The sequence below is a fragment of the Mesorhizobium sp. WSM2561 genome (assembly GCF_000513915.1).
GTDB lineage: Bacteria > Pseudomonadota > Alphaproteobacteria > Rhizobiales > Rhizobiaceae > Mesorhizobium > Mesorhizobium muleiense.
Genome location: NZ_AZUX01000022.1, coordinates 41,979 through 68,955, shown reverse-complemented (window position 1 = coordinate 68,955; position 26,977 = coordinate 41,979). Strand labels below are relative to the sequence as shown.

General features: G+C 60.5%; 30 protein-coding genes and 2 pseudogenes. 19 read left to right on the top strand and 13 right to left on the bottom strand.

Going from position 1 to position 26,977, the window contains the following annotated elements:
* Positions 1 to 246: 246 nt before the first annotated feature.
* A complete protein-coding gene (locus M727_RS0119675) occupies positions 247 to 1,170 on the bottom strand; it encodes a hypothetical protein (RefSeq protein WP_027154103.1) in 924 nt (307 codons plus the stop codon).
* Positions 1,171 to 1,787: 617 nt separating this feature from the next.
* Here M727_RS0119675 and M727_RS0119670 point away from each other — a divergent pair.
* The gene (locus M727_RS0119670; protein ID WP_245268706.1) at positions 1,788 to 2,747 is read left to right on the top strand and encodes a glycosyltransferase; all 960 of its coding nucleotides are present in this window, start codon (positions 1,788 to 1,790) and stop codon (positions 2,745 to 2,747) included.
* A gap of 2 nt (positions 2,748 to 2,749) precedes the next feature.
* Positions 2,750 to 3,925: a UDP-galactopyranose mutase gene (gene glf / locus M727_RS0119665; protein ID WP_027154101.1), complete on the top strand. Its 1,176-nt coding sequence runs from the start codon at positions 2,750 to 2,752 to the stop codon at positions 3,923 to 3,925.
* A gap of 81 nt (positions 3,926 to 4,006) precedes the next feature.
* Here glf and M727_RS0119660 read toward each other — a convergent pair whose 3' ends face one another.
* Entirely contained in the window at positions 4,007 to 5,155 is a 1,149-nt protein-coding gene (locus tag M727_RS0119660) for a beta-glucosidase (protein ID WP_051505657.1), read from the bottom strand.
* An 889-nt stretch (positions 5,156 to 6,044) separates the two neighbouring features.
* On the opposite strand from M727_RS0119660, the gene M727_RS0119655 reads away from it, so the two are divergent.
* Positions 6,045 to 6,386: a hypothetical protein gene (locus M727_RS0119655; RefSeq protein ID WP_156941563.1), complete on the top strand. Its 342-nt coding sequence runs from the start codon at positions 6,045 to 6,047 to the stop codon at positions 6,384 to 6,386.
* A 361-nt stretch (positions 6,387 to 6,747) separates the two neighbouring features.
* On the opposite strand, the gene M727_RS41595 is transcribed toward M727_RS0119655, so the two are convergent.
* Complete coding sequence (locus M727_RS41595; protein WP_156941562.1) at positions 6,748 to 6,912, bottom strand: hypothetical protein; 165 nt, start codon at positions 6,910 to 6,912, stop codon at positions 6,748 to 6,750.
* 68 nt (positions 6,913 to 6,980) lie between these two features.
* On the opposite strand from M727_RS41595, the pseudogene M727_RS43115 reads away from it, so the two are divergent.
* A pseudogene (locus tag M727_RS43115) lies at positions 6,981 to 7,114 on the top strand (circadian clock protein kaiC); the annotation flags it as partial.
* 1,534 nt (positions 7,115 to 8,648) lie between these two features.
* Here the strand turns inward: M727_RS43115 and M727_RS43110 are convergent.
* Positions 8,649 to 8,903 carry an inorganic diphosphatase gene (locus M727_RS43110; RefSeq protein ID WP_245268705.1) on the bottom strand — a complete coding sequence of 85 codons (255 nt, stop codon included), beginning with the start codon at positions 8,901 to 8,903 and terminating at the stop codon, positions 8,649 to 8,651.
* Positions 8,904 to 9,132: 229 nt separating this feature from the next.
* The gene (locus M727_RS36855) at positions 9,133 to 9,552 is read right to left on the bottom strand and encodes a DUF983 domain-containing protein (protein WP_036262742.1); all 420 of its coding nucleotides are present in this window, start codon (positions 9,550 to 9,552) and stop codon (positions 9,133 to 9,135) included.
* A 398-nt stretch (positions 9,553 to 9,950) separates the two neighbouring features.
* On the opposite strand from M727_RS36855, the gene M727_RS0119635 reads away from it, so the two are divergent.
* From M727_RS0119635 to M727_RS36845, 3 genes are all read left to right on the top strand, one after another.
* Positions 9,951 to 10,130 carry a DUF3606 domain-containing protein gene (locus M727_RS0119635; protein ID WP_027154098.1) on the top strand — a complete coding sequence of 60 codons (180 nt, stop codon included), beginning with the start codon at positions 9,951 to 9,953 and terminating at the stop codon, positions 10,128 to 10,130.
* 343 nt (positions 10,131 to 10,473) lie between these two features.
* On the top strand, positions 10,474 to 10,998 hold the full coding sequence (locus M727_RS36850; protein ID WP_084646802.1) for a DUF4142 domain-containing protein: 525 nt from the start codon (positions 10,474 to 10,476) through the stop codon (positions 10,996 to 10,998).
* A 156-nt stretch (positions 10,999 to 11,154) separates the two neighbouring features.
* A complete protein-coding gene (locus tag M727_RS36845) occupies positions 11,155 to 11,649 on the top strand; it encodes a hypothetical protein (protein WP_051505660.1) in 495 nt (164 codons plus the stop codon).
* Between the two features lie 315 nt (positions 11,650 to 11,964).
* Here M727_RS36845 and M727_RS0119620 read toward each other — a convergent pair whose 3' ends face one another.
* Positions 11,965 to 12,657: a thioredoxin family protein gene (locus M727_RS0119620; RefSeq protein ID WP_027154097.1), complete on the bottom strand. Its 693-nt coding sequence runs from the start codon at positions 12,655 to 12,657 to the stop codon at positions 11,965 to 11,967.
* 2 nt (positions 12,658 to 12,659) lie between these two features.
* Positions 12,660 to 13,052, bottom strand: a complete 393-nt coding sequence (locus M727_RS0119615) for a hypothetical protein (protein ID WP_348627173.1) — start codon at positions 13,050 to 13,052, stop codon at positions 12,660 to 12,662.
* A gap of 645 nt (positions 13,053 to 13,697) precedes the next feature.
* On the opposite strand from M727_RS0119615, the gene M727_RS0119610 reads away from it, so the two are divergent.
* The 4 genes from M727_RS0119610 to M727_RS0119595 all read left to right on the top strand — a co-directional run bounded on the left by M727_RS0119610 (position 13,698) and on the right by M727_RS0119595 (position 16,937).
* A complete protein-coding gene (locus M727_RS0119610; protein WP_023801320.1) occupies positions 13,698 to 13,901 on the top strand; it encodes a hypothetical protein in 204 nt (67 codons plus the stop codon).
* A gap of 141 nt (positions 13,902 to 14,042) precedes the next feature.
* Positions 14,043 to 15,329 (top strand): SDR family oxidoreductase, encoded by a 1,287-nt coding sequence (locus tag M727_RS0119605; RefSeq protein ID WP_027154095.1) that lies wholly within the window; start codon positions 14,043 to 14,045, stop codon positions 15,327 to 15,329.
* Positions 15,329 to 15,802: a DUF2269 family protein gene (locus tag M727_RS0119600; RefSeq protein WP_027154094.1), complete on the top strand. Its 474-nt coding sequence runs from the start codon at positions 15,329 to 15,331 to the stop codon at positions 15,800 to 15,802. The genes M727_RS0119605 and M727_RS0119600 overlap by 1 nt, the downstream gene beginning before the upstream one ends.
* 184 nt (positions 15,803 to 15,986) lie before the next feature.
* Entirely contained in the window at positions 15,987 to 16,937 is a 951-nt protein-coding gene (locus M727_RS0119595) for an NAD(P)/FAD-dependent oxidoreductase (RefSeq protein ID WP_245268704.1), read from the top strand.
* Between the two features lie 59 nt (positions 16,938 to 16,996).
* Here the strand turns inward: M727_RS0119595 and M727_RS0119590 are convergent, their stop codons facing one another.
* Both M727_RS0119590 and M727_RS43105 read right to left on the bottom strand, forming a co-directional pair.
* Entirely contained in the window at positions 16,997 to 17,614 is a 618-nt protein-coding gene (locus M727_RS0119590; RefSeq protein WP_027154092.1) for a TetR/AcrR family transcriptional regulator, read from the bottom strand.
* A gap of 133 nt (positions 17,615 to 17,747) precedes the next feature.
* Positions 17,748 to 17,900: a hypothetical protein gene (locus tag M727_RS43105; RefSeq protein WP_156941561.1), complete on the bottom strand. Its 153-nt coding sequence runs from the start codon at positions 17,898 to 17,900 to the stop codon at positions 17,748 to 17,750.
* Between M727_RS43105 and M727_RS36840 the strand changes: the two genes are divergently transcribed.
* Positions 17,884 to 18,165, top strand: a complete 282-nt coding sequence (locus M727_RS36840; protein ID WP_245268703.1) for a hypothetical protein — start codon at positions 17,884 to 17,886, stop codon at positions 18,163 to 18,165. The genes M727_RS43105 and M727_RS36840 overlap by 17 nt on opposite strands.
* Positions 18,166 to 18,239: 74 nt before the next feature.
* Here the strand turns inward: M727_RS36840 and M727_RS0119575 are convergent, their stop codons facing one another.
* Positions 18,240 to 18,557, bottom strand: a complete 318-nt coding sequence (locus tag M727_RS0119575; protein WP_027154090.1) for a hypothetical protein — start codon at positions 18,555 to 18,557, stop codon at positions 18,240 to 18,242.
* 184 nt (positions 18,558 to 18,741) lie between these two features.
* On the opposite strand from M727_RS0119575, the gene M727_RS0119570 reads away from it, so the two are divergent.
* From M727_RS0119570 to M727_RS0119560, 3 genes are all read left to right on the top strand, one after another.
* Positions 18,742 to 19,563 (top strand): SIR2 family protein, encoded by an 822-nt coding sequence (locus M727_RS0119570; protein ID WP_027154089.1) that lies wholly within the window; start codon positions 18,742 to 18,744, stop codon positions 19,561 to 19,563.
* A gap of 140 nt (positions 19,564 to 19,703) precedes the next feature.
* Entirely contained in the window at positions 19,704 to 19,952 is a 249-nt protein-coding gene (locus M727_RS0119565) for a hypothetical protein (protein WP_027154088.1), read from the top strand.
* A gap of 141 nt (positions 19,953 to 20,093) precedes the next feature.
* Positions 20,094 to 20,408 (top strand): hypothetical protein, encoded by a 315-nt coding sequence (locus M727_RS0119560; RefSeq protein ID WP_027154087.1) that lies wholly within the window; start codon positions 20,094 to 20,096, stop codon positions 20,406 to 20,408.
* 13 nt (positions 20,409 to 20,421) lie between these two features.
* Here the strand turns inward: M727_RS0119560 and M727_RS43100 are convergent.
* Positions 20,422 to 20,816, bottom strand: a pseudogene (locus M727_RS43100) (thiamine pyrophosphate-dependent enzyme); the annotation flags it as partial.
* A 627-nt stretch (positions 20,817 to 21,443) separates the two neighbouring features.
* Positions 21,444 to 22,766 carry an FAD-binding oxidoreductase gene (locus M727_RS0119550; protein WP_027154085.1) on the bottom strand — a complete coding sequence of 441 codons (1,323 nt, stop codon included), beginning with the start codon at positions 22,764 to 22,766 and terminating at the stop codon, positions 21,444 to 21,446.
* Between the two features lie 696 nt (positions 22,767 to 23,462).
* On the opposite strand from M727_RS0119550, the gene M727_RS0119545 reads away from it, so the two are divergent.
* Together M727_RS0119545 and M727_RS0119540 are read left to right on the top strand one after the other, a co-directional pair.
* On the top strand, positions 23,463 to 23,708 hold the full coding sequence (locus M727_RS0119545) for a hypothetical protein (RefSeq protein ID WP_027154084.1): 246 nt from the start codon (positions 23,463 to 23,465) through the stop codon (positions 23,706 to 23,708).
* A gap of 16 nt (positions 23,709 to 23,724) precedes the next feature.
* A complete protein-coding gene (locus M727_RS0119540; RefSeq protein WP_027154083.1) occupies positions 23,725 to 23,940 on the top strand; it encodes a hypothetical protein in 216 nt (71 codons plus the stop codon).
* A gap of 204 nt (positions 23,941 to 24,144) precedes the next feature.
* On the opposite strand, the gene M727_RS36835 is transcribed toward M727_RS0119540, so the two are convergent.
* Entirely contained in the window at positions 24,145 to 24,849 is a 705-nt protein-coding gene (locus M727_RS36835) for a phosphoribosyltransferase (protein WP_036262767.1), read from the bottom strand.
* A gap of 223 nt (positions 24,850 to 25,072) precedes the next feature.
* On the opposite strand from M727_RS36835, the gene M727_RS0119530 reads away from it, so the two are divergent.
* Positions 25,073 to 25,876 carry a Ku protein gene (locus tag M727_RS0119530; RefSeq protein WP_027154082.1) on the top strand — a complete coding sequence of 268 codons (804 nt, stop codon included), beginning with the start codon at positions 25,073 to 25,075 and terminating at the stop codon, positions 25,874 to 25,876.
* 41 nt (positions 25,877 to 25,917) lie between these two features.
* Positions 25,918 to 26,958: an ATP-dependent DNA ligase gene (locus tag M727_RS0119525; RefSeq protein WP_084646801.1), complete on the top strand. Its 1,041-nt coding sequence runs from the start codon at positions 25,918 to 25,920 to the stop codon at positions 26,956 to 26,958.
* Positions 26,959 to 26,977: the final 19 nt, after the last annotated feature.

Sequence of the window (26,977 nt, the reverse complement as noted above, 5' to 3'; positions counted from 1 at the left end):
CCTGACCGAGGCTGCGGACCAGTTGGCCGCAACGAGTGGCCAACTTTGCGACCATAGATATCGACCCGTGGGGACCCCATCACACTCGGCTTGAGCACCTGCAGCCCGGCTACCCCTTCGAGTCTTGCCCTAGGTCGTGGGAGATGTTTCGGGTAGCTCTGCCTGGACCAACGGGGACGCCTCGACCGACAGGAACGCGGATGAAAGGTCATGGCGCAGCTACGACGCCTCGTGCCGTCGTTCTTGTTAGGCGACTCGCGAAAGGGCTTGCTGAGCCAGATCGCATCTAGCGAGTCCGAAACGCCAGCGATGGTTCGTTGCCTCACGTCTGCTCTGGTAGAACAAGGTCAGTTTCCCGCCCTCGATCATCACCGTCGAATGGCCGTTCTCGCCAGGCTCACCAGGATCAAGCACGGGGCCGATCGAGACATAGGGGCCCTGGACGTCGTCGGCGATGGCGAAGAATACGCGCTGACGACTTCCGCGCGGACCGTCCGGAAGGAAGCAGGTGGCGTTGAGAAGCACGCGACCGTCAGGCAATTCGACCAGTTGGGCGCCCTCGATCCCCCATTCGTAGTCCGGATGTTCGCGCGCATTGTGATGGGGAACGTCGAGATGATCCAATATCTTGCCGAGACGTTTCCATGGCCCGAACCAGGAATCGGATTGGCTGCGCGCCAGATAGACGTCAGGCTGCGGCACCCTGGTGAATTTAGGCATGCCAGAATAGACGATGTAGCGCCTGCCGCCGATAACCGCCGGATGGGGATCGTAGATACCGTCCTCATCGGTGTCCGGCAGCGACAATATCGCCGGATTCAGCACCACCCAGTTGAAGCCATCATTGGAAACCGAATGTTCGCAACGTCCGCCCGACTTCATGAATTCGGTCTGGATAAACATATGGAAGACGCCGCATTCATGAATGACGCCGGGTGCCGCTATGCCCGATCCGGTTACCGCCAAGTCGAGCGCCTCATGCTCAGTCCACGGCCCATAAAGGTCCGGAGCCGTGGCATGCAATATCTTCCAGTTCTCGGTCGTGACGGTGCCGCTCGAGCCGAAGACGTGCCAAAGCGTGCCGTCGAACACCGGACAAGGATCCTTCAGATCATCCACGGCCTGCGGGTGAAACAGCGGAAAGACGTCGGTTTCGAAGTTGAACTTCATGTCTTGGCTCTCTCACGGCGTTGTAAAAGGCGGTCGCTGGCCCGTGCGCCACTCGGCCGAATCGATTCACGGACCGTTAACTTATAGCTCCCCCGATTAACGCTTGTTGAACGACCAATCGTTCTCAACCGTTTTGTGGCGCGCCACATTTGTTGAGATCACGCGTGGCCGAGGCGCCCGCGTGGGCAGGATGGTTTGGGCATCTTTGGCTGGCCGCTCCATTCATCGGTGGATCAATCGCGCAAGTGCGGCGCCACCGCTCGGACACGCACGCAGTTCAACTCTGTGGAACAACTTACTTCAATGAAAGTTAGATGTGTGCCTGCGGGCCTCAGGTCGAACGAGCCTCGATTAACATATGTTACTTCGAGTGAATAGAGCACTATCACGAAGGGATAACTTGTATGAAAATAGCTGGCGGCAAGCAAATATCACCTGACATACCCGTAAAACCGTCAATCTTACTTTGTTTTTCTCACCTAAGATGGAATTTCGTACACCAACGCCCACAGCACATTCTGACGCTCGCTTCAAAACAGCAGCAGCTAATTTACTTTGAGGAACCGGTCTTCGAGGAAAGACACTACCCCTTCATGCGGGTGAAAGATGAGACGCCGATGATCCGAACCGTAACCCCGGTTCTTCCGGCCGGCATCTCCGCAACAAAGGCGGACGCCATCCAGCGCAGGTTCGTCGACCAGATCCTCACCTCAGCCCCGCATGCCCGGCTCACCGTATGGTACTACACGCCCATGGCGCTACGTTTCAGCGATCATCTTCGCTACGACGTGTGCGTCTACGACTGCATGGATGAACTCTCCGCCTTCAAGAACGCGCCGGCAGAGTTGACGCAGATGGAAAAGGCGCTGTTACAGCGCGCCGATGTCGTCTTCACGGGCGGACAGAGCCTGTACGAGGCCAAACGATGCCTCCACAAGTCGATCTTTCCGTTCCCAAGCAGCATCGACCTGGCGCATTTTCACAAGGCAAGACAGCCCGGCGATGACCCTGTAGACCAGGTCGACATACCTCACCCGAGAGTTGGCTTCTTCGGCGTGATCGACGAGCGGCTCGACATCGAGATGATCGCGCAGGCGGCTGCGGCAATGCCCGACGTGCATTTCGTCATGCTCGGACCGGTGGTCAAGATCGACCCGCTCAGCCTGCCGAGCGCAAGCAACTTGCATTGGCTGGGCGCCAAGTCCTACGCCGACCTGCCACGCTATCTCAGGCACTGGAGCGCCGGCTGGATGCCCTTCGCGCTCAATGAGGCGACACGCTACATCAGCCCGACCAAAACTCCCGAGTTCCTGGCGGCCGGACTGCCGGTGGTGTCTACGGCGATCGTGGATGTCGTGCGAACCTATGGTGCAGAAGGTCTTGTCGATATCGTCGACGCCGAAGATCTCGAACCCAAGCTTCGGTCTGTTCTGTCGCGTCCGCGCGACTTCCTGTTGAAGAAGGTCGACGCCTACCTCGCCAACATGTCGTGGGAGCGGACGTGGGAGGCAATGGCTGCCCATATCCAGCGCGCCTATGCCATGAAGAGCATTGTGCCGTTGCGCAGGAGAGCCTGACCATGTTCGATTGGCTCATTGTCGGCGCCGGCTTCGCCGGCAGCGTGCTTGCCGAACGCATTGCATCGCAACGGCGTGAAAGCGTTCTGCTCATCGACCGGCGAAATCACGTCGGCGGCAACGCCTATGACTGCTATGATGAGGCGGGAATTCTGATCCACCGCTATGGGCCGCATATTTTCCACACCAATGCCCAATCGATAATCGACTATCTCTCGCAGTTCACCCAATGGAGGCCTTACGAACATCGCGTACTGGCTTCGGTCGACGGAAAACTGCTGCCGATACCGATCAATCTCGACACCATCAACCGCCTGTACGGCCTTGAATTCACATCCGAGCAGTTGGAGGAGTTCTTCGTTTCGCGGCGGGAAACGGTCGAAGAAGTTCGCACCGCCGAAGACGTGGTTGTGAGCACGGTCGGCAGGGAACTCTACGAGAAATTCTTTCGCGGCTATACAAGGAAGCAGTGGGGTGTCGATCCGGCCCAGTTGAGCAAGTCGGTGACGGCGCGGGTGCCTACCCGGACCAACCGCGATGACCGCTACTTTGGCGACATCTTCCAGAATATGCCGGCTGGCGGATATACACGCATGTTCCAGCGCATGCTGGATAACCCTAAGATCAAGATCATGCTGCAAACCGATTATCGCGAAATTCGCGACACGATCCCCTTTCAGCGCATGATCTACACCGGGCCGATCGATGAATATTTCGATTGGAGCCTTGGTCGTCTACCTTATCGGTCACTGCGGTTCGAGCACGTGACGCTTGACTGCGAGCAGTTTCAACCGGTCGCGGTAGTCAATTATCCGCAGACGGAACACTATACCCGCATCACCGAGTACAAGCATCTGACCGGCCAGCAGAGCCCGAAAACCAGCCTGACCTACGAATATCCAACCGATATCGGAGATCCCTATTATCCGGTGCCACGGGCGGAAAACGAGGCTCTGTACAAACGTTATGAAGCACTGGCTGCGGCGTGCCCCGACGTCTGGTTCGTTGGGCGCCTGGCGACGTACCGCTATTACAACATGGATCAGGTCGTCGGTCAGGCCTTAGCGACGTTCGCGCGAATTCAACAAAGCCTGCAGGCAAACGGCATCGCGCAGGTGCCAGCGCAGCGAGCGATGCTCGATCCTTCGGGCATGGCTCGCGGCGAACATCAATACTGATCTCGAATAGCGGTACCCAAGTCGTGTCTTGCCGTGATCCGCCGCGAAAGCCACCAAAGGTCGCGCGCTTTTTTTCGACGGCTACGAAACACTTGCCGCGAACAATGCGCGCTGGCGCTCCAATTCATTTGCAACCGACTGGCGAAGACTGCGCGAACCGTCGGCATGTATCGTCGAGAACAAGCCGACTTCCGCGTGGCGCGAATTGTCCCAGCCGGGATACGCGGTCACCGGGTAAAGGCATATGCCCTGGACCGGCGTACCAAGGCTCATCGCGTCGCGGACCTCATCGCAAACATAGTGGAGCCACGCCGGCCGGCCTGACCCTTCAGCACCCGTCTCGGCGATAAACATAGGTTTCCTGTAGCGCTCAGCGACCTCGACCAACATGTCCGAAAGTGCCCGGTATTCGTGGTGACCCATCGGTATCGTTGGCCCCTGAAAGTACCATTGATTGTGCGGATAAAAGTTGAGCCCGATGACGTCGACACAGTCCTCGCTGCCGCCCAGTTCGGGCTCGGCACGGCCCGTCAGCATGTCATAGGCTTCAAACTGCCCCTGACGAACATTTTCCGCGCGCCGCTGCTCGGCGCGAGTGCGGTCACGAGGAGCGACATGGATTAGCGGTTCAGCCCAGATGAACCTGCAATCAGGTTCGGCATCCCGCATCGCTTTGACGCCCGCAACCGCTGCCCTCACAAGCTGCCGCTTGAACCATCCCTGCTTCTTCGGCCCCACTCGCGGGAAATAGCCGACCTCTATCGCCCATGCAAAGAATGAGATTTCATTGATGGGACATACTAGGGGAGCTGTCCCTGCAACGGAGCGGTGAACCCGGACAGCCTCGGCGGCGAATCGAACATAGGCCTCGGTGAAGCCTGAGCCACCCTGGTCGACATGATCCGGCGAGCCGTAGTGAAAGATATCCCAGATGACCTGCACCCCGGCGGCCTGAGCTGCTTCGATCATCGATATCCAACCCGACCAATCGAAAACTCCTGGCGCTGTTTCAATCAGGTGCCAGCGCAAGCCGTCGCGAATCGTGCGAAGCCCAAGGGCAGCACAACTGCGATAGTCGCCGAGGGCGTGCGTGTCGTGTGCGGTCGCGCGGATCAAATCGAGGCGCACTCCGTCGCCGCGTCGATGGGATGAACACTCGAAACCAGCCATGAAGAAGCTGGCAAACGCGGACCGGTACTCGCCTGGCGGACGCGCCGGATCGCTGCTCATACGTGCGACCGTCGGCCAAGGCTCGCGCCGACGCTCCCGCCAGGCGACCGGCCATTGCCATTCTCGACCGCCACAATTGCTTTCGGGCCTCCATCACGTCGTCCCCTGAGCGGTACATGCCGTGCAAGCGTCGAAAGTTGACCAAGCGAGCGTGAGCGGAGCCGAGTCCAGGTGTTGTCGGTGAGCAGACGCTGACCTCCGGATGACAGGCTGGCGCTCTGAAGCGCGCCTCGCCAATCGTTGTCGGATGGATGATGGAATCCGAGGAAGGAGAAGACCGCACGCACGACAACTATAAAGTCGAAGAGATTAAACCACACGCGCAATCTCCCCTACACTGCGTACCGAACTTGCCTGCGACCGTTAGGTTCCCCTTCGGCTAAAGTTTTTCTGGTCGGGCAGGCGACCCGCCAACCTGGCATTTCTGCCCTTGTCGACGAAGCGACGCACGACAATTCCGCTCCCTCGTCATCTCCGCAGCGAGGGTTCGGCCTGCAACTTCTCTGGTGATCGGTCGACATCACCAGCTCCGCGCCGCTCTTGAGGCAGGGTGCCGCGGCGTCGAGACAGGGCATCGTTGTACCGCAAGATGGGGGTAAGGATCATCGGCCTGCCAAGCCCGGCGAAACATTTTGCCACCGCGGCAGTTATACCGCTCCGGCGACGAAATTCGGGGCATGCCTTTGAACGATATTAGATTGGCGATACCGCTGGTCGGGGAAGTGGGAGACTCTGCGCCGAGATCGGCTGCCGGCCTGCCTTGGATTAAGTTAGCCGGTTCCTATTTCGCCACCGAGGACGGCGAGGCATGGACGCCGATCGGGCAGAATGATGCGGTAAGCTGTGGCCCGAACTCAATGGCCTGTTCCGGCGCGCCGATATGGCCGGCGTGGAAAATCATCTCCGTTGGCTGAAGGAAAGCGGCGTCACATGCCTCAGGCTGATGCTGGATAAGCCCAGGTTCGCCGCCTGCGGCGACGATTCCCAGGCAGTGGTCTGGCTGGTTCGCAACGACACGATCGGGCGAAACGGCATGCTGCGTGCCGGCACTGCGCCCATTCCTGCCGTCCTGGAGCTGCCCGGGTTGGCTCGCGGCACCTATCGCGTCATCGCCTGGGACACCGCGGCCGGCAGGCAAACAGCGGAATGGCAGGCGAATTCGGACGGCTGGCTGAGGCTTGAGGTGCCGCCGTTCTCCGCAGATGCCGCACTTGCCGTCCGCCGGATCTAGGGAGGCAACTTCGCGCCGATGCCGATTTTCAGTGACCGGGGCTTTGGAGCCGTGTAGCCGGTGATGGGCTCGACATCGCAACGCTCCTATGTAACCGCCCGCACGGTCGAGGCCGCCGGCAACCTCAGGATTTCGGTGACCGCAGCGGCTTCCCGCGGGGTCTTGAGGCTGCGCGCGGCCTTGCGCGTAAAGACATGTGACCTGCCAGCCGGAATTGAGCGGTGGCTAAGTGGCGCGAACCTGATCTCCTTCTCTCGGCGTCGCCGTCGATAGCTGGGCATGATGCCAATCCGTCCCCCAAGCTACAGAGGGTGACGGTGATGCCGTCTGCCCCGTCGCCACATCCTGCGTCGCAGCGCGGTCAGCCGCCAGTAGTCTGATCTGGTCGACCAAGTCCTTTCTTTGTAGCGAGTTTTTGCTTTTCTTTCAGCAGCCGAACAATCGCGTCGACGGGCGGCGCAAGGTCGGGCGGCGACTTGCTGTTCGAGCGCCACAAGTATCCAAAGAATGTTGTCAGTATGCGCATTGTCGTTACCTCCTGGACCACCAAACTTCGCTTGGGCGTTGTTGTTCCTGAACGGCAGGCCAAGCGCCGCTGTGGCAGGCAGGCACGGCTGGAGTCTGGACGGGATAGAAGTTCTGGAACTCGTTCCTCCAGAACTCAGCGGTGATCGCTCCCGGTTGCTGACCTCGTCCATTCTTCCGACCTGGAATTCGGGGAGACGGTCGAGGAGGCTTGGCTGAATAGACCGAGGGCAGGTTCTGGCGGTGGGCAGGGCGCAGGTGTCGTGGCGATACCGACAAGCTAAAGGAGGGGTGCGTCCCGCCCCTCCGAATGGCGCTACTGAGCCGCATGTTCGACCGGCCAAAGGGTCGAGGCTCAATCTGGAAAACGACGTGAAGTGCTCGCGTCTCGGATTGTTGCAAATTACATGGCAGAAGGGCGGACGAGTAGAGCTTCTTTGCGAGACGACCGTTGGACGGGGCTTGTTAGCAGGCGGTTTGTCTTTCGTTCGGGGACCTCGCCGAGCCAAATGCGTTCGGGTCGGGCACATTTTGACCTAGTGCTGAACCCTCTCCGATCAGCCCGCGTCCTTCCCATTCCCTCGGGGCGCGGTCGTTGGCGATGCGATGCAGTCCGCCGTGCCGAAGGATATGGCCACCTTTTTGCTGTGCGGGTGGAACCCGATCTGGCGACGATGGTTCGGTGCGGCAACAAAGCGCTGTGCTGTCAGATCGGGGAGAACAATGCGGCAAAGGCAAGCATTCACTGAAAGGGAAAAACGAGACAGAAAGGAGCGTACGACGGATGCTGCGCGGGAATTGATCGAGGTCGAGCGCGCGGCACGAGATGCAAAGACAGCTCGGCTCCGGGAACGACGACTGAGGACTGAAACCGCTCTTTCTGGGGCACCGGCACCGAAATTCGAAAAAGTCGTAGTAGGCACGCTGCACCTGGCGCTTTGCACTCATTCCTGGCGGTCTCCGCAAGGCGCAGTTTAATTCACAGGCTGCAGCAACTGGTGCTCGATCTTAGCACGATGACCCAGCTGGCCCAGGTGGCGCTTCTCGAAGTCTTGTCCGCACACTGGACAATGCTCGAAATGGTCCGCCCGCGGCCGGACCGGGTGGTCGTGGTGTTTGCCACCTGTGGCCTCGTTGGCTGTTGTCCTTTTTATTTGGGCCGGCGCCGATTGAGGCACCAACTGGGCTTACCTACAAGACGAATAAGGCGCGGCGAACATTCCGAGCCGTGAGATAACAGGGATTGGCTGCTGAGGTCACCCTCCCGCCGCCTTAAGGCTCCGCGCGGCTTCCTCGATGGCCGCGCGATCATTGCCAAGCTATCGATCAGTTCTTGTGCCTGGTCACTGCTTATGCCCGTTCGCATTGCCAGAGCCTCGACGGTCAAAAGGTCTGAGCTGGCGATCTCGCGAGTTTCCGGGAGAGCATTGTCTGCGGTAAGGGGCGGCGCAAATGCCCGCCACCGGCGCCCAGGCAGCCTGTGTTCTCAGCCTACATTCCTCTCATATTGGGCCGCTCGCTGTTTCCGCTCGAAAGTTCTCATGGCCCGATGGATGTTCCGGAGAGCTTGGCTGGAATCGTGCCACCCTTCGAATTCGATCTGCTTGTCGGTGCCGGACACTGACGCGAGGAAAAACTGCTCAATCTCGGATCGCAACCGATCCGGAACATTCTCGCCAAGGAGAGACTCGCTATGCGCATCTTGCCTGTGCGGGCAAAATACATAGCGATCGTTTCTCACGGTCTCGGCGTTCTCCGTCCGCATGACACGAAGGGCGCCAGCAGATCGCATTTGATGACAACACCGGGAGCGCTGGCTGCCTCGTGGATAACCAGACCGTCGAGGGCATCGCCATCATCGCCCAGTGTAGAAGGCAGAAAGCCCCAGTCGTAGGGGTAGGCTAGGCCTGCTGGAAGCGGCCGCGTATACTCGAACAGCTTCTTCTTGGGTTTGTACGTCAACTTTGCTTCGGTGCCACGCGGCGTTTCCACGACCACCCTGATCCGACCCTTCGATGTAGTCGTAGGCAGTGTCAGATAATTCGCCACGTTTGGTCCTCGCGAGCAGTGGGCCAGAGGCGGTGAAGCTGCATATCAAGCACCTCCGCGGCATGGCCGTATCCGACATGATTCTGCGCTGTGTATCAGCGACGAATCGGAACTGGGTTGAGAGCATTGGTGGGCCAAAAGGTGCTGCGGCTCTACCCCTGGCCAATACACTTCACGTGTTCGGCGGCTGCTGCCGTTGGCGCTCAGCTTCGGCTGCATGCCATTCTCGGTCGATGGCGCCTTCCTCAGCCTTGTGGAAGTACTGCGAGCAAACTAGCCAGCCTTTGAGCGGTCTTAGCAATGCAACACACGCGCCAATGGTGAGGGGCAAGGTTGTGAGCGCATGCATCCAATAGGACGGCTCATACGTGAGCTGAAACCATAGTGCGAAAGCCAGCGCCGGGAATGCCACAATTGACATGGAAAAGAAGGCCGGCCCGTCAGCCGGATCGGCGAACGAGAAATTCAATCCGCATACCTCGCAACGCCGCGCCAGCTTGAGATACGTGCTGAACAGATGCCCCCCTTGGCAGCGCGGGCAACGCCCCCTGATACCGGTTAGGACGGGGTTGGTCGTTTCGTTGTAGGTCATCCTACAAAACCACATCGCCCCGGCGTTGTTCCGAAGCAGGCCGCGTCCTCGTTGGATTTCGGCGACGAGGAGTAACTGGTTTTGCTCGCGCCAATGTCGCGTAGATAGCGCAAGCTTTAGGGGGCTACCAGAACCCTTAGGTCCGCTCGCCGAACTCTGTCCCATTTCCCGTCGCACGACGATCGTCGGGTGGAATCTGGATGACCTCCGACTCGGTGCGGCCGAACTCGCGGCCAATTTGAAATGCCGCGTACAGCGCGCCAAGACTGATTAAGAATCGAAGCATTGAGATCTCCTTCGGCGGTAGAACTACACGGCCGGCAGTTAGTTCCACAGGGACGGAACCACAACGTTCAACATTCGTTGCCAACGTCCTTGGGCCAAGGAGGACGCAACAGATGGCGGACAAGAGCACGAGCGACGCGAGCCGAGTTAAGAAGGGTGCAGAACTAGAAGTTGAGCACCTCGCGGAGGTGACAGGCGTGACGCCCAAACAAGCGCGGGCATTGCTTCGCAAGCACGGCGCTGACTGGCAGCGGCTGAAGGACGAAGCTGAAGATTTGAAGAAGGAGGACTAGTCGGGTCGATCTTCGGCGCGATTCGGACGTAGCCTCGCCCGACCTACTTGCGCACAAGCCAGTCCAGCGCATCCAAATCGACATGCTCGGTCAGCTCACTCACGAGTAGTCTGGCGTGTGACCGCAATCGGCACTGGGGATATTCAGGACATCGCACTTGAAGCCGATACTCCAAATTCTGATTGGTTTGTGCCATTTCAGTCTCCCGCTTAGATGGGGCAGCACCTGAGTTGGCTATCAAGCGCCAGCTTGCCGTGTAAGTGCGCGCGACCTGTGAAGTGTACGCGTTTGGCAACAGTAGCGTGTCAAGCCTGCCGGCCGCCGCGCGTCAGGCGCGAACGGCATGGCCCCGGATACCAGGATGGAGGCGCCGGGCCAGCCGGCGCCTCATCAGACCAACTACCAGGACCGGCTGTTCGCGCAACTGGCCGCCGCCGGCGGCGCAGCCGAGGTCGAATTCGGCAAGCTCGCGAAAAAGTCCGGCAACTCCGCCGTCAGGGCATTTGCCGGCCGCATGGTCGACGACCACTCGGCGGCGAACGCGAGACTGAAATCTCTCGCTGAGACCAACAAGATCCCGCTGCCGGAAGGGCTCGACGAGGAGCACGAGAGGCAACGGGCCGAGCTTGAAAAGCTCGACGGGGCGAGGTTTGATATTGCCTATATCAGCGGGCAGATCACCGATCATCAGAAGACGGTGCAGCTGCTTGAATGGGAGATAGGGTCGGGACAGGATGCCGACCTTCAGCATTTCGCCTCCGAGACTTTGCCGACGGTGCTCGAGCATCTGCAACTGGCGCGCGACATCAAGGCGGAACTGGCAAGCCAAGCGATCGCCGACTCCGCCGCGGCGCCGACTAAGCAGTAGCCCGCTGGCGGCAACATCACTTTTTCCTGCATTGTCCCTCGGCCAGTCTCGTCGCGTTTCCTTGCGGCGAGTGGCCGCCCACGATCTCGCGCGCAGCGGCAGTCCGGAACAATCGCGCCAGACTGCCGTTTGGCAGTATCATCGTGGGAGGAGGTGTTGCAGCGGATCGTATCAGGAGCTCTGGCGGGATTTGCGGCCACGCTGGCGATGACCATCGCCATGCGGCGCCTTCATCCGTTGCTCGACAACCGGGACCGTTATCCTTTGCCACCGCGCGAGATCGTCGAGCGCGTTGCCACCGCCGGTGACGAGCAGGGCGCGCGAACCAGCACGCTGCTTGCCCATTTCGGCTTTGGAGCCCTGACCGGCTCGATTTTCGCGCTTCTGCCCACGCGCCGTGGCAACGGCATCCTTTATGGCCTGGGCGTGTGGGCGCTCAGCTATCTCGGATGGATTCCCGCTGCCCATATCCTCGCGCCAGCCTGGCGGCACCCCTTCTACCGAAATCTTCTGATGCTGGCCGTCCATGTCGTCTGGGGCGCGACCCTCTCCAGGTCTCTGAGCGAGCTCGAAGCCGCAAGCGCCGAAGTGTTTGGTCGGCCCGCCGGCCCAAGGGCAGCTATCTCGGAAACGCGTGAGGAGCCAGGCTGACGGCTGCAAGGCCAACACAAGACCAGCCGCCTTCTCTTCAAGGCTCTGCATCCTCCAAGGCGGTCCATCGCGGCTTAACTCGACAGCTTGACCGTCCGCCAAGTCCGCAAATTCCATGCTGGCCTGCGAAGGAATGGTGGGCCGCTAATGCGGCCGCATCGAGCGGGGTCTCTCCAGGCGCACATGGGAGCGCGAGCGGGTCGGCGCGGCGAACTGAGCATCCAACACTGTTACGAATAGGGAAGCAACGGGTTGTCGGTGCGACGGATATTTTTCGTTTTACCGTCCGGCATCATTCCACCGTCCTCGCGGGGCCTACGCATAGCGGTCGTGGCGGCGCACCCAGTCCATTCCCTCAGCTTCGTTGCGCCCCATTGGCATGAGGTCGAGCATGGCGTAGGTGCCCATCATCACCTCTACACCGCGGCCGAAGGTGGAGTAGGTGTGAAAGACGGTGCCAGCCTCATCCTTGGAGAAGGCGCTCAGGCCAGGCCATTCCACGCCGGTTTCCCGCCATTCGCCATAGTTGTAGTCGATGTGCCCGGTGGCGACCTCTTCGGGCGTGAAACTGACCCGGAAATCGTAGTTGAACGGACTGCCGTTCGAGGACACCCATCGGAACTGCCAGCCCATACGTCTGCGGTAGCGCTCGATATCGGCAAGCGGTGCGCGCGAGACGGCGATCATGGTTACATCGTGATGCGCCAGATGCTTGTTCATGCCGTCGGTGTGATCAGCCATGAACGAGCAACCTGGGCAGCCTTCCTTCCATCCCGGCGCGAACATGAAATGTTGCACGAGAAGTTGCGAGCGGCCGTCGAAGAGGTCGGCGAGCGCACGCGGACCGTCCGGCGTGTCAAACAAATATTCCTTGTCGATACGCACCCATGGCAGCGCGAGCCGCTCGCGTGCGACCTTGTCGCGAAGATGCGTGAGTTCCTTCTCCGCTCGCAGGAGGTCCCGGCGGGCGCTCAGCCAGTTATCGCGTGAAACGACAGCGTGTTGCATTGTCAGTCTCCTTGGGTTTGGGCGACGGAAGTGTTGCAGTGCTGCGAACGGGCGGAAAAGAGCTTCAGCCACGGCGATACGTGAAAGAGGCTCATCAGCAGGTACATCAGGGCCATGTCGTTGACCGGCATGAAAGGCGAGGCGGCAGAGCACATGGTCATGCCCGGCGAGCCGACAGTAGAAATCCAGGCCATCAGTGCAAAGGTCGGTGCGGCGGCGAGCCCGAGGCAGCGGGCAAAACCGACCGCCTGCCCGAGCAACGAAGTGGCTTTCTCTTTTGCTGCAAACATCACCATTTCCCGTCCTGCGGTCAAATTCGCCGTTTCCACGGTTTCGATAAAAGACGCTATCTCGGCAGCCGGGGAGGTGAGAGTTACAAGTGTGACGGGATTCAATGTGTGGCTGCAAACCGACCTGCAGCAAATCGCCTACCGCAATTCCATTTGCGAGCGTCGCTTGCTGGAGCAGCCTTGGTCGATCCAAGGCCAATGGTATTTTCAATGGAACGGTAATGTACGTAGACGCTCGAACGAGCAGCGCCTGCTAAACACCTAGGAACGCCATGCGAAGCCTCGTCTTCACGATGTGTATCGCCACCGCAACTGCCGCTAGCGCGCATGATTGGTACGAGGACAAGATTGACCCACTGACGAAATTCAAGTGTTGCGGTGGTTCTGATTGCCGCGCCGTACCCCGGTCGTCGGTACGGTCCAGGATAGACGGTGGTTACACTTACTTGCCGCATAATTTCACCATCCCACGGGACCGTGTGCAGGAGTCCCCGGACGGCCAATACCACATCTGCGAGAGTACCTACGTCGTAACGAATCAGCTGTATTGGCGTTGCTTTTTCGCACCTCGCGCAAATGTCTCTCTAATTCTCCCACATTAAGATACTGCCTGAGTTCCTTGCCGCCCGGACAAGTGGAGCTGGACCAGTCCCAGCGCTTCGGCCGGAGAAGCAGCTGTTGGGATCCATCATCCTGGGAACATTTTCGTCAGCCTTCAATTAAGCAGAGAAGCTGGTTTGGAGCAGATCAATGGGTATTTTTTCCGACCTTGATAAGAAACTGACGGAGAATCTCTACGCGCACGGCAACGACCTCGTCGATCCTGCCGCGGATCTTCCCGAGAGCGTCGAGGAACGGGTCGAACTCTTGATGCCGTTCGTTCAGCCGGAGGCTCGCGAGTTGGTCCGTTCGCAGATCCTTGGTCTCATTCATGAGTACAGGAATGAGGATTGAACGCCTATGGTCATCGTCAAACCTGGAGCAGCTGGCCGAGAGACATGTGCTTTCGCAGCGCCGGAAAACATCGACGATGTGGAGGAAATACGCGTCGAATAGAACGGCGACGATCTCGTGGCTACCGGAGATCGGGGGCCGATGAGAATTCTCGTTGTTGGAGCCAGCGGCTTGATCGGCGCTTCGATCTGCGCCCGCCTTGTTTCCGAAGGACATGAGGTGGTCGGCATCACCCGTAGTCCTCGGGCAAATGCAGCCCGCGATTACCAGACATTGGTGCTGGATATGGCCGCAGCACTTCGCCCTGAGGATTGGCTGCCGCACCTGACTGGCGTCGATGCCGTGGTGAACTGTGCCGGCGTTCTGCAGGACAGCCCGCGCGAAAAGACCGGGCAAGTCCATCGCGATGCGGCGGCTGCTCTTTTTCTCGCCTGCGCGCGGGCCGGCGTTGCCAAGGTGATCCACTTCTCGGCAATGGGTGTGGATCGGGCACAGCCTTCGTCGTTCTCGGCGACGAAATATGCCGGCGATCAGGCGCTGATGGCGCTTGACCTGGACTGGATAATCCTTCGCCCTTCCGTGGTGCTCGGCCGGCCTGTGTTTGGAGCCAGTGCATTGTTTCGCGGCCTGGCCTCGCTGCCGATCCTGCCGTCAATGCCAGATACCGGCCGGCTGCAGGTCGTGCAGCTCGATGATGTGGTCTCGACTGTGCTCTTCTTTCTCAATCCCGGCAGTCCGTCTCGTCTGGCGCTGGAACTTGCCGGTCCCGAACAGCTGACCATGGATGAGATCATCGGTACTTTCCGCCGCTGGCTCGGCTGGGCTCCTGCAGCCAGGCTGGTCTTGCCGGGATGGGGTGCGCGGATTCTCTACCGCCTCGGCGATTTTGCCGCGATGCTCGGCTGGCGGCCTCCGATGCGCACCAATGCCGCCAGGGAGATCGCGCGGGGGGCGCTCGGAGATCCGTCGGACTGGATTTCCCTGACCGGCATGCGGCCACAAAGCCTGGCGCAGTTCCTCGCGCTCAATCCTGCGACGGTGCAGGAGAAATGGTTTGCCTGGCTTTATTTCACAAAGCCTACAATTTTCGTCGTGCTGCCGTTCTTCTGGATCATGACAGGGATTGTTTCGCTGACCACGGGCTACGGCAACGGCATCGGCCTCATGCAAAGCACGGGGGCTGGCATGTTGTCGGCGCCTGCCGTGATCGCCGGCGCTCTTGCCGACATCGTCGTCGGCGCACTCATAGCCTGGCGGCCAACGGCGCGAAAAGGCCTCTACGCCGGCATCGCGCTGTCGCTGTTCTATCTGGTCGTGGGCACTTTCCTGCGCCCGGACCTGTGGAACGAACCACTTGGGCCATTCCTGAAGGTCTTGCCGATCATCGTCCTTCACTTTGTTGCCTTGGCGATCCTGGAGGAGCGCTGATGCTTTATTTCGTGCTGAAGTTCCTGCATGTCATCGGTGCCAGCGTGCTGCTTGGCACCGGCGCCGGCATCGCGTTCTTCATGCTTCTCGCCCACAGGACCGGCAATGCGGCAACAATTGCGGCAGTGGCGCGCATCGTCGTGGTCGCCGACTTTCTCTTCACGGCAACTGCCGTCGTGGCGCAGCCGATAACCGGCGTCGCGCTCGCCTGGCTGGCGGGCTACTCGCTCTCCGAAGGCTGGATCGTGCTGTCCATCGCGCTCTATATCATCACCGGTGTGTTCTGGCTGCCGGTGGTATGGATGCAGATGGAAATGCGCAATCTGGCGTCTGCAGCCGCCAAAACGGGGACCCCGCTGCCGGCCCGGTATACCAGGCTCTTCCGGCTGTGGTTCGCCTTCGGCTTTCCCGCCTTTGCTGCCGTCCTCGGGATTTTCTGGCTGATGATCGCGCGGCCGACGATCGAGTGGTGACGCCTTGCCGCGATAATGCATGTCGCGAAAGCACGCCCTCGGGCTTGAACCGAGGGTGCGCAGCGGTTTTGCGACAACGACATGCATAAACAACAACTTATAGCGCGTCACATGAATCCGTTCAAATTGCGACGCGCTTTGGATGCGGTGGCTTGATTTCGGCGCTGGAACATCTTTCCCATGAATGCGTTCGGCGCGGATGGATCAACCCGCGCGCAAACGCCGACATTCAGCCTCGTCCGCGACTGAAGCGGATGTTCTCATCGTTGGCGGTGGACCTGCGGGGCTGGCGGCGGCTATCTATCTCGCCAGGTTCCGTCATCGGGTCGTCGTGGTCGACGCGGGTGAACCGCGCGCGAGGCTGATTGCGGAAAGCCGCAACTGTCCGGGATTTCCGGAAGGGATCAGCGGCCCCGATCTTCTGCAGCGGCTTCGTTCCCAGGCCGCCAAGTTCGGAGCGACACTGATCCAGGATCACGCGTCATCGGTCGAGCCGACCGTAGGCGGGTTCGGCGCCGAAACCAACGGCGGGCGGATCGTCGCCCGAAAGGTATTCCTGGCGACAGGTATCGTCGATGTCGTGCCTGCAATTCCGCGTCTGCGCGAGGCCATCGCCAAAGGCAGCGTACGCCTTTGCCCGGTTTGTGACGGCTACGAAGTCATAGATCGTCAGGTCGCGGTCATCGGTCACGAGGCGCAGGTGCTGCGAGAGGCCTTGTTCCTCAAGCAGTATACGCAGCACGTCACAATGATCGCACGCTATCTTCCAGATTTTTCCGCCAGCACACGACGCGTGGCCACGGAAGAGAACATTGCTATTTGCGACGCATTCAAAAAGTTTGTTCCCACCGACAGCGGCTACCAGGCCATCCTCAAGGACGGCGAGGTGCGCCATTTCGACGTCATCTATCCGGCGATGGGATGCCAGGTGCGTTCCGACCTTGCGCTGGCAATGGGCGTCAAATGCTGCGACGAGGGCTATGTCATCGTCGACAAGCATCAGCGGACTTCGGTCGAGGGGGTGTATGCCATCGGCGACCTGGTCAAGGCTCTGAACCAGATCGCAGTCGCCTTCGGCCAGGCTGCGATCGCTGCGACAGATGTTCACAATGACCTGGCCCTCGGCTACGAATAAGGCCCTGAACATTAAAGGGCACAGATATACGGTAGGCGGGGCGAGCGGGATGGCACCAGCTATTGTTGTAGTGCTGGGTTTCCCAGCCCCTCCAACAGTGTGCTCAAGGCCGCATCCAAGGGGGCCGATCCCACCTTCTCGGGCACCAGGAGTCCATCGATCGCAAGCATGGTCATGCCGTGGATGAGCCCCCAGCCGGCTGCCGCCTGACCTTCTATAGGCCGCTTGCGAATGCTCCCCGCGGCCTGGCCCCGCCGGAGGATTTCGACGAGAACGTCGAATACCGCCAGCGCCCGCTCATTGAGATGCATTCCCACCGCTTTTCCCTCCTCCGCGCTAAACATCAGGCGGTAGAGAGCCGGATTGTCCGTTCCGAACGCGACGTAGGCTCGAGCTATCGGAGTAATTTCGTCGCGCAGAGTTTTCGGCGCTTCAGACTTCGCTGCCGATAGGGACTCGCGCAGCCGGTCGAACCCAATCATAGCGATCTCCGCAAGCAGCGCGGCCTTATCGGAAAAGTGCTTGTAGGGTGCCGCGTGGCTTACGCCAGCCCGGCGGGCGACTTCCCGCAGGGTGAACTGCCAGCCCTTCTCCTCCCGAAGCATATCCAACGCCGTCTCGATAACCGCACGGCGGAGATCACCGTGGTGATAGGGGCGACTGGGTGCGTCCTGCATGGTACCTCAAAGTTTCTTGTGAATACATTGTTGACACTGGCTACTTAAGGGGCTACATCAGGGGCGTAAGTTTCTTCTGTCTACATCGGAGTGGACCATGAACGCAATCGCAAAAATCACCGATGCAGATCGGCTAGGCAGTCTCCTCGCCGGCCAGCGTGCTGCCTTCATGCATGATGCTGCGCCTTCGCTGGCGCAGCGACGCGCTGATCTGGCCAAGTTCAGGGTCACGATCATCGGGCGCCGCAAAGCGATCGAAGATGCCATCAATGCCGATTTCGGACATCAAGAAATACCGTCCGCCGCCGAACTTCAATCGCGGGGTCTGCCGGACCTGCGGCAAGCCGGTTGTGGAGGTTGCCGGCGTCGGGCCGCTCAAGGTGATGTTCATCCCGGTCAGCAATTTCGAGCCCGAGGCCCGGCTGCCGCCGGTTCGGATGGATATATTCAACCACCGTCGTATGCTGGACGTGCCCGGTAGCCTGCCCAAGTACAGCGGCTATTACCCGAGCCTTTTGGCAGTCGGGAAAATGATCATGAGTGGCTTGTGAATTGGTGAATCGATTTACTTGGGTGCCTGGGCCCGTTTCATGTTCGGGACCATAAGCTCTCGAAACCAATCTCGCTAGCGCAGCAGGGCTGCCAGCAGGAAGGCCGCGGCCGCTACGAGAACGACTGCCGCAATCACCAGCACCGGCCAGTTCTTGCCCGGCTGAAGACCAGGCTCGCTTCCTGCCGGTCGCATCGCATCGCCGAAGCTTGCTTCATTGGTGAACTCAGGCTGTCGCCGTGGACGAGCCTCGGCGACAGGATTTGGCGTACCGGCCGCTTCGGCGTCGGTCTCTTCAGGTGCCGCGGCAGGGTCGAACCCCGGGGTCTTATCCCTTGTCGCCCCGGCCTGAATATCGCCTCTCGCTTCGGTCTGATCTCGTCGGGCGGCCATCATGGTCTCTCCCTGACACCAAACTTCGATCTGGCTCAGCGGTTCCAGTCTGCGCCGCATTTGCCGAACACACCCGAGTTCTGAACAGACCCGATTTTCTGAACAGGTTTGGCGGTGATCCGGCTTCTCCGGAACAGAGGTCGCCGTTCGCAGTTGTGTTGGATCACTGCCTGGTGAGTTGGCCATGCCGTCTGCACTTGAGCAACTGGCTCAATCCGTGAAAGAGCGACGAGCGATCTTGTTCGTTGGGGCGGGGGTGTCGATGAGCGTCGGCCTGCCATCCTGGGAGAAGCTCATCGAGCATATGGTGGATGAACTCGGCCTCGAGCGAGACGTGGTCGACAGGCCTGAGTCCAGTTACCAGGCTCTTGCCGAATATTACCGGCTGAAGCATGGCAGTCTCGGCCCCTTGCGCAGCTGGATGGATCGCGAATGGAGCGTCTCGCGGGAAAAAGTCAAGGGATCGGCGATCCACAAGCTGATCGTGTCACTCGATTTCCCGATCATCTACACCACCAACTATGATCGAAACCTTGAGGTTGCGTTCGAAGTCCACGACCGCGCGTTCGTAAAAGTGGCCAATGCCAAGGATATCGCCAAGGTGAACGGCGAGGTTACCCAGATCATCAAATATCACGGCGATTTCGACGACGACGCATCGCTGGTCCTGGCGGAGTCCGACTATTTCGAGCGGCTGTCGTTCGAGTCGCCGTTGGACGTGAAGTTTCGCGCCGACGCACTGGGGCGCACCGTCCTGTTCATCGGCTACAGCATGTCAGACATGAACATCCGTCTGTTGCTGTATCGGCTTTGGGAAACCTGGCGCCGGTCCGGTTATGAAAGGAATCGTCCGAAATCGTTCGTCTTCATGCCGCAACCGAGCGCCGTCCAGGAAGCGGTTCTCGGACGCTGGGGTATCGACATGCTGACCGACGAGGCCGATCGGCCGGAGGATGCTCTGGTGGCATTCCTGAGCAAGCTCAAGGACGCGATAGACCCCGCCTAAATTAGCAGCATGCACTGCGCTGAAGCCGAATCGTTGTCGGCAAAGTTCGGAAAGCTCGCCTCCGTTTGACCAGGCCGGGAACATTGTAGATCGTTGCGACGTTCATAGCCGCGAAGGGATGCTGTTTGCGGAGGCCTATGATGGGCCAGTTCCAAATGATCGATCTCGTTTCCGTCATCGACGCCTGCACCACCGACCGCGCCGCAGGGCGATTGGTGTCGATGGCCAAGGCGGTCGAAGAGTTGCGGGTGCTGACCGGTGATTTCATCTCGCCGGACGAAGTCGTGGCCAACGCACTGTCGCCGGTGGCGTGGGAGCGCGGCTGCGCGGTCCTTTTCGACGAGCAGCCGGGCGCCGATATCCTGCACACGCCATGGCAGGATGCCTGACTGAGGACGCCTGAGCGTGCCGAATATCGGCAGCCGCGCCGGCCGGGCGCTGCACGCATCGCATATGCCGCCGTCGGGAGCGCTGGCGGCGGTACCGCAACAGGAGCGTTTAGCCACAATCCGTGAAACCGGAGAAATGCTATGAACAAAAACGAGACCCGTTATGAACATGGCGCGACCAAGTACCCGGCCAAGAAAGATGCCGACGCGTCGGATCAATTCTCGCAGGAGGCAGCCGGCAACAAGAAGCCTGCCGGCGGCATGGGCCTGACCCGGTCAAGGGACGAGGTGGAGGACAAAACCCATCAATCCGAAGGGCAGGACCCGCCCAGGCGGTCCACGCCCAGCGCAGCGACCGAAAAGACATCCGGCGCCGGTCCATCGATGGCCGAACGTTCCAAGGACGCCAAGGCTCCGAAGAGCGGCCGCCAGCCAGGCGCCTACACCAAGGACTGATCGGCCAGGGAACTCAGCCCATCATCGTCTTCAGCGGCTCGCGAGCGAGGTTTGCCTCGATCTCCTTGCGGCCCGGCGTTCCCGCAGGGCTGTGCGTATGTTCTTGCGATATTCGTCCGGCATGCGCGGCGGCAGCATGGGTTCATACGCGTCGACGACCGCCTCTATGATCACCGGACCTTCCGCGGCAAAAGCGGCATCAAGGACCCCGTCGACGTCCTCAGGCCGGGTGACGCTGTAGCCGATGCCACCCATGGCTTCAGGGGCCAAAGCGAAATCGATCGGCTGGAGTTCGCAGGCAAATTGCGGGTTGCCAAGGAACATCATTTGCTCCCAGGCGATCTGGTTGAGCATGTTGTTCTTGATCATCAGAAGCTTGAGCGGAACCCTGTAACGCACGGCCGTCGAAATGTGTCGACAAGGATCTCGGCGGTGTTGGGCATGGTGCCTCCAGTGTGTTGTCCCGGGCCAATGACCGCCCCAGGCCAAGGACAACCGGGAGAAGCAGGGCGAGGGCGCTTGTAAGAAGCGGCGCCGAGATTGACGCCCCCGGCGTGGACGAGGTGCGGGGCCGCTCCGCCTGTGGAAGAGCTGGGTGAGATAAAGCCGTGCGTGCCCCGCGCAGGGGGCGAGCACCCACAGGTTGGTTAAGACGTTGTCGATGACACCCCAGCGCCGTAAAAACCGGTCTCCCGCATGATGCCGTAGTGCAGAGCCACGGCGTTGAAGTTTGCGCTGCCACGTGTGTAGGTTGCGGCAAACATCCCGGCCGCTGGCGCGGCGTATGGGCCGAGCAATTCGCCTTACCGGCAGAAGCAGAAAACGCTAGAATGAACTCCTGCGACGGTTCCAACTGCGCCAAAGACGAGCGCGATGAGCGCGGCGCTCTCCCGAGCGGATTCTGGTGCAACTCCTACCACGTTGCGCTCATGCACCCGGAGACTTGACTGCGAGGGAACGTGGGGATTCCGCTCACCCGTCTGCTGACACTTTGACTTCGCTTGGTGCGCGTCAGGCCTGACTTCCGGCTGATCTTCAGATAGCGGCGATGTCCAGCTTCGAGCCGTCGACCAGACGCGACAGGCGGAACGGTGTGGGATCGACGCAAGGCGTGTCGTTTACGACAAGCTCTGCGGCCAGATAGCCAAGCCCCGGGCCCAAACCGAAGCCGTGGCCCGAGCAGCCCGCCGCGAGGACGAGGCCTTTCACCCCGTCCACCTGCGACACCACAGGCACTGCGTCCGGCGTGCAATCGACGAAGCCGCCCCAGGCACTATCGATCTCTATATCGCCGAGTTGGGGGAAGGTCTTCCGGACACTCTCCACCACTTGGCTTACCAGCCATTTTAAGGGTGGAGGATCCAGCACCCGATTCTGTTCGAAGATCCGATCGTCGCTGGTCAGCAGCGCCGGCATTGAATCCGGCCCCGAAAGGAACGATTGGCCGATGCCGAGCCTGACGTTCTTCAGGCGACGCAAGAATTGCGGCATGAATTCCCGGCTATACCGGATAGCCTGGGGCGTGATTTCGAGGTTCGCCTTCCCGCTGATCGCAAGCGTATAGCTGCCGTCCAATCGGCGCGTGATCGTGCAGTAGGGTGTGGAGACCGCCTCGCCTATGTTGATTGTCGGGGTGGAACGCAGCGCGGTCTGCCGGATGCTCGCTTGGGGGAAACTGATCCCGAGCGGCCTAAGGAAGCGCGAGGACCAGGCGCCAGCGGCGCACAGCACCGCGCTGGTTCTGATGTAGCCCTTCTCCGTGTGCACGCCCGCAATCTTGCCATTGGCCAAGTCGAGCGCCCGCGCGGCGCATTCCTGGTGGATGGTGGCGCCCAGAGCTCTGGCCCCATCGGCGATAGCCGGCGCGGCGAGCGCAGGTTCGGCCTTACCATCCCGGTCCGAATAGGTCCCGCCGACCCATTTGTCGCGCGCTTCGGGGACGCGCTCGGCCACCTCCGCCCGGCTCAGCATGCGGGTGTCGACCTCGTACTCCCTGGCGACCTGGCGCCACCTTTCCCAGCCGGCGAGCACAGCCTCGTCGTGAGTGGCATAGACGAGACCGCAGCGTCGAAATCCAAGGTCCCGATTGATATCGCGCGTCAGCTCGTCCCACAGTCGCATGGAGATCACCGAGAGCGGCAGTTCGCGCCGATCGCGGTTCTGCTGGCGGCACCAACCCCAGTTTCGGCTCGATTGTTCACAGGCGACGTGGCCCTTCTCGAGCAGAGCCACAGAGAGGCCACGCTTCGCCAGGAAATAGGCGGCCGTAGAGCCGAGGATGCCGCCGCCGACGATGACGACGTCGACCTCGGCCGGGAGACGCTCATCGCTGTGAATGCGTTCGACTCGGGGCGACATGTTCCAACCAACCTCGGCTGCCAAGAATGCGGAAGCAAAGTTCCGATCAGCCCTTCATCGCATCGTGCGCTCGAAAGAATGTGCCGAATCATCTAGGACTTCGCCAGATGTGCGGGTTTTTGATCACTTGATCGATACGAGCTGCTCAAGCCCGACCGAGTTCCAGTTCGGCGCAGGGCGGCGTAACCTTTTCGCGAGTCCGTTGGATCGCGTTTGAGGGTCTTGAGTCTGCGAGCGAAGTTGTAGGCGGCAACGAAGTCGGCGAGGTGTTACCTGAGCTGATCGTGGCTCTCGTAGTAGAAGCGTTTGACCGTGGCGTCCTTGATCGTGCGGTCCATCCTCTTGCAGCTTTACGCGCTCGCTGCGGCGGGGCGTCAGACGTGGACCTAGGCGATCAGTCGCCGAACGACGGAGATGCTCTGATGTTCCATCGGAACACCGCGGGGAGAAAGACCGACGGATCATGGCAGATGCGGATGAGCAGCCCGGAGCAGATGAGCGAATAGACGGTTTATTCGGCCGCCATCTCGGAACGATCCCGCCGCCCTGCCATTATCGCCATAAGGACAGGCTCAGATCGTGGTGGCGCACGATTGGCGGCAAGGACCGTGGCCAACTGCAATCACCGGAAGTCGACGGTCCCGCCAGCGATCTGGGCCTCAAAAAATCGACGGCAAGGCACCTTGGAGGAAACCAATGGCTGGACGCAGAACCCATGAGCAGCAATTGCGCATCATTGAAAAGCGGGAAAACACGAAGGGCGCCGGCAAGGATTTCGACGCAGAGGCCGACCTGAAGCGATCAGCAGCGGAACGTGAAGCGCTGCGCAAGGGGTCGGAAATCAGGTCCAAGACACCCGACCTCGTTGACCCTGACGATCGCAACATCCTTCGCGGAGAAAATCAGGAGAGCGTTCATCACAAGAACCGTCCCGACCACTAAGAATTGGAGCAAGCCCATGGCAAAAGGTAGCAAGAAGCACATCGGAGCGGGTGCGCGGGGAAAGGGTTCCGGTGCAGGCGCCATGACCACCACCCCAAAGGACAAGCTCGAGGAAAACAAAGTCCTGTCCAACCGCGACAAGGCCCAGCACACGAAGCAACGCGGTCTGGATTCCAGGCAGATCGCGACTGAGCAGCGCCAGGATCACGCTGCCAATCGTTTGCGCGATTGACGGCTCAACCGCCGCTGGCGCGCGGTGGCGCGGCCCTGACCGGGGCCGCGCTTCAGGTTGGCTGCGAGCGCAAGGGGAGGGGCCGTATGGCTCAGGCCCATTCGCCACTGAAGAGCGGTTCTATCGGATGGCGCGATTTGGTCATTTTGAGTTCGCGCAGAAATATCGCCGCGCTCGACGATCTCCATCGGTTGTCGGTCCTTGCTAGCCGTGGCGTGCTCCTTCGGCAGATCGCGTCGACGATTTGCTCTCAAACTGCTCCGCCTCACGCAGCAGCCGGATCACCTCCGCGTCGGTGGTCTGCTCGAAATCCTCATAATACCGGCTCACCGCAACAAACGGCTCAGGCGTGGCGAGACAGACCACTTCGTCCACATCGGCTTTGATGAGGTCCAGCGTGTCCCGGGGTGCGACCGGGACGGCCAGGACGACATGCGCGGCGCGATCCTTTCTTAGCGCCTTGAGCACCACTCTGACCGTGCCTCCGGTCGCAATGCCGTCATCGACGACGATGACGGTCCGGCCCAGGACCGAAGCCGCAGGCCGGCTTCCGAGATAGAGGTTTCTGCGACGTTCGATTTCGAGCAGTTGCCGCCGCTTCTCTGCTTCGACGTATTCGTCTGACGGCCGGACCAAAGCCATCGCCTCCTCGTTGAGGACGAGCTGCGGATTTTCCCCGTCGACGACCGCGCCGATGCCATATTCGGAATGGCCCGGCGCGCCGATCTTGCGCACAAGCAGCACGTCGAGCCGGGCACCGAGTGCCTTCGCCACTTCGAAGCCAACCGGCACGCCGCCGCGCGGCAGCGCCAGCACCAGTAGATCGGTTGCCGCGAACCTGGCCAAATCGGCGGCAAGCTGGCGCCCCGCATCCGTTCGATCTTTGAACCTCAAGGCGTCAAAGCGCATGGTCTTCACCTCCAAGGCCGAAACCCTGGCGTGGTGCTGCTCAGGCCTCCTCCTCGCCCAAATTCAGCTTGCTGGGGAAACGGCGATTGCGGGCAAATTGTTTCATCAACCCTTGGCAAAAATTGCCGAACCATGCGATTGGCCCCCGGTTCGCAAAAAAAGCTGCTGGAACAATCGATCGCCCTGCCGCGTTCGACTGTTTTACTCCTGCCGGGGGTCCTAGATGGCGCCACGTCCTTTCTGGAAAGGCTATCTGAAGCTTTCGCTGGTGACCTGTCCGGTTGCGATGACGCCCGCTACCACCGAAAGCGAAAAGGTCCGGTTCCACACGCTCAATCGCAAGAGCGGGCATCGGGTGGTCAGCCAATATGTCGACGCCGTCAGCGGCAAGCCCGTTCCTGATGACGACGAGGTGAAGGGGTACCAGCGCGGCGAGGATGAATACGTCCTGCTCGAGGACGACGAGATCGACGCAGTTGCGCTCGAGAGCACGCGCACCATCGACATCGACATGTTTGTCGATGCCGACAGCATCGGCTGGATCTGGTACGACAAACCGCACTATCTCACCCCTGACGACCCGGTTGGGGAGGAGGCATTCTCGGTCATTCGCGACGCGATGCAGTCGACAGGGACAGTCGGAATATCGCGGCTGGTCATGTACCGCCGCGAGCGCGCCGTTATGCTTGAACCACGAGGCAAGGGCATTGTGCTGTGGACACTGCGCTATGGCGAAGAGGTTCGCGATCCCGAGGATTATTTCGGCAAGATCGATGACGTCAAACCCGACCCGAAACTGATGGGTATGGTCTCGACCCTGATCGATGAGCGAACCAGGCAGTGGGATCCCGCCATGACCGGAGATCCCGTCCAGGCGCGGCTGCTGGAGATCATTGCCTCGAAGAAGAAGGGCAAGAAGGGCCCGGCCAAGGCGAAGGCCAAGGCCGAGCAACCGGCCAGCAACGTGATCAACATCATGGATGCGCTGCGCAAGAGCATCGGCTCGGAGCCCGGAAAGCGGAAATAAACGCCTGGGAGCAGGCTGGGCTGGGGGACAAAGGCAGCACAATGAAGGTCATACCCCGCGATCCTGCTTTCGACAGCACCCGCCGATCCAGCGATTTCCTCCTGCCGCTCGATACGCCTCCGATGGAGGCAAAGGCGGCCGATGCGATTCCCGAAGGAGAGGGATGGCAGTATGAACGCAAATGGGATGGTTTTCGCTGCCTGGCATTTCGGCAGGATGATGCGGTCGAGTTGCGCGCAAGGTCAGGCAAGCCGCTCGGACGCTATTTTCCCGAACTCGTCGCGACATTGAAGGAACTGCCGTCGCGCCGTTTTGTCGTCGACGGGGAAATCGTCATCTCGGTCGACGGCAAGTTTTCGTTCGACGCGCTCCAGATGCGGCTTCATCCCGCCGAGAGCAGGATCCGCAAGCTGTCCGCCGAAACCCCGGCTAGCATCGTCCTGTTCGACATGCTCTGCGATCAGCACGGAACCGTCTGGTTGGCGCGGACCCTGAAAAAACGGCGAGCGATCCTTGAGGCTTTCGTCGCTTCGGCAAACCGCAGGAACATCGTGCTTTCGCACTGCACGCGCGATGTGAAGGAAGCCCGCTCCTGGCTAGGGGATGCCGGACATGGGGCGACAGACGGCGTCGTCGCCAAGCGGCTGGACGGTCCGTACCAACCGGGGGTGCGCGCGATGGTGAAGGTGAAGCGGCTGCGGTCGGCCGATTGTGTGGTCGGCGGCTTTCGCTATCTCAGCAGCAGTCGTCAGGTCGGATCATTGCTGCTGGGTCTGTACAACGAGGCCGGCAAGCTCGACCACGTCGGTTTCACCTCGACCATTGCCAAGGAGGACAGGGCCGAGCTTACCCGCAAGCTCGAAGCCATGCGCGAGCCACCGGGCTTTACCGGAAAGGCGCCGGGCGGGCCGAGCCGCTGGAGCACCGAGCGCAGCGGCGAATGGGAGCCGGTGCGGCCCGAACTGGTGGTCGAAGTGCGCTTCGATCACGTCACCGGCGACCGTTTCCGGCACGGCACCAAGTTCCTGCGCTGGCGACCAGACAAGGCGCCCGAGCAATGCACGTTCGAGCAAATCGCCTGACTATTCCGATGCATGCGCT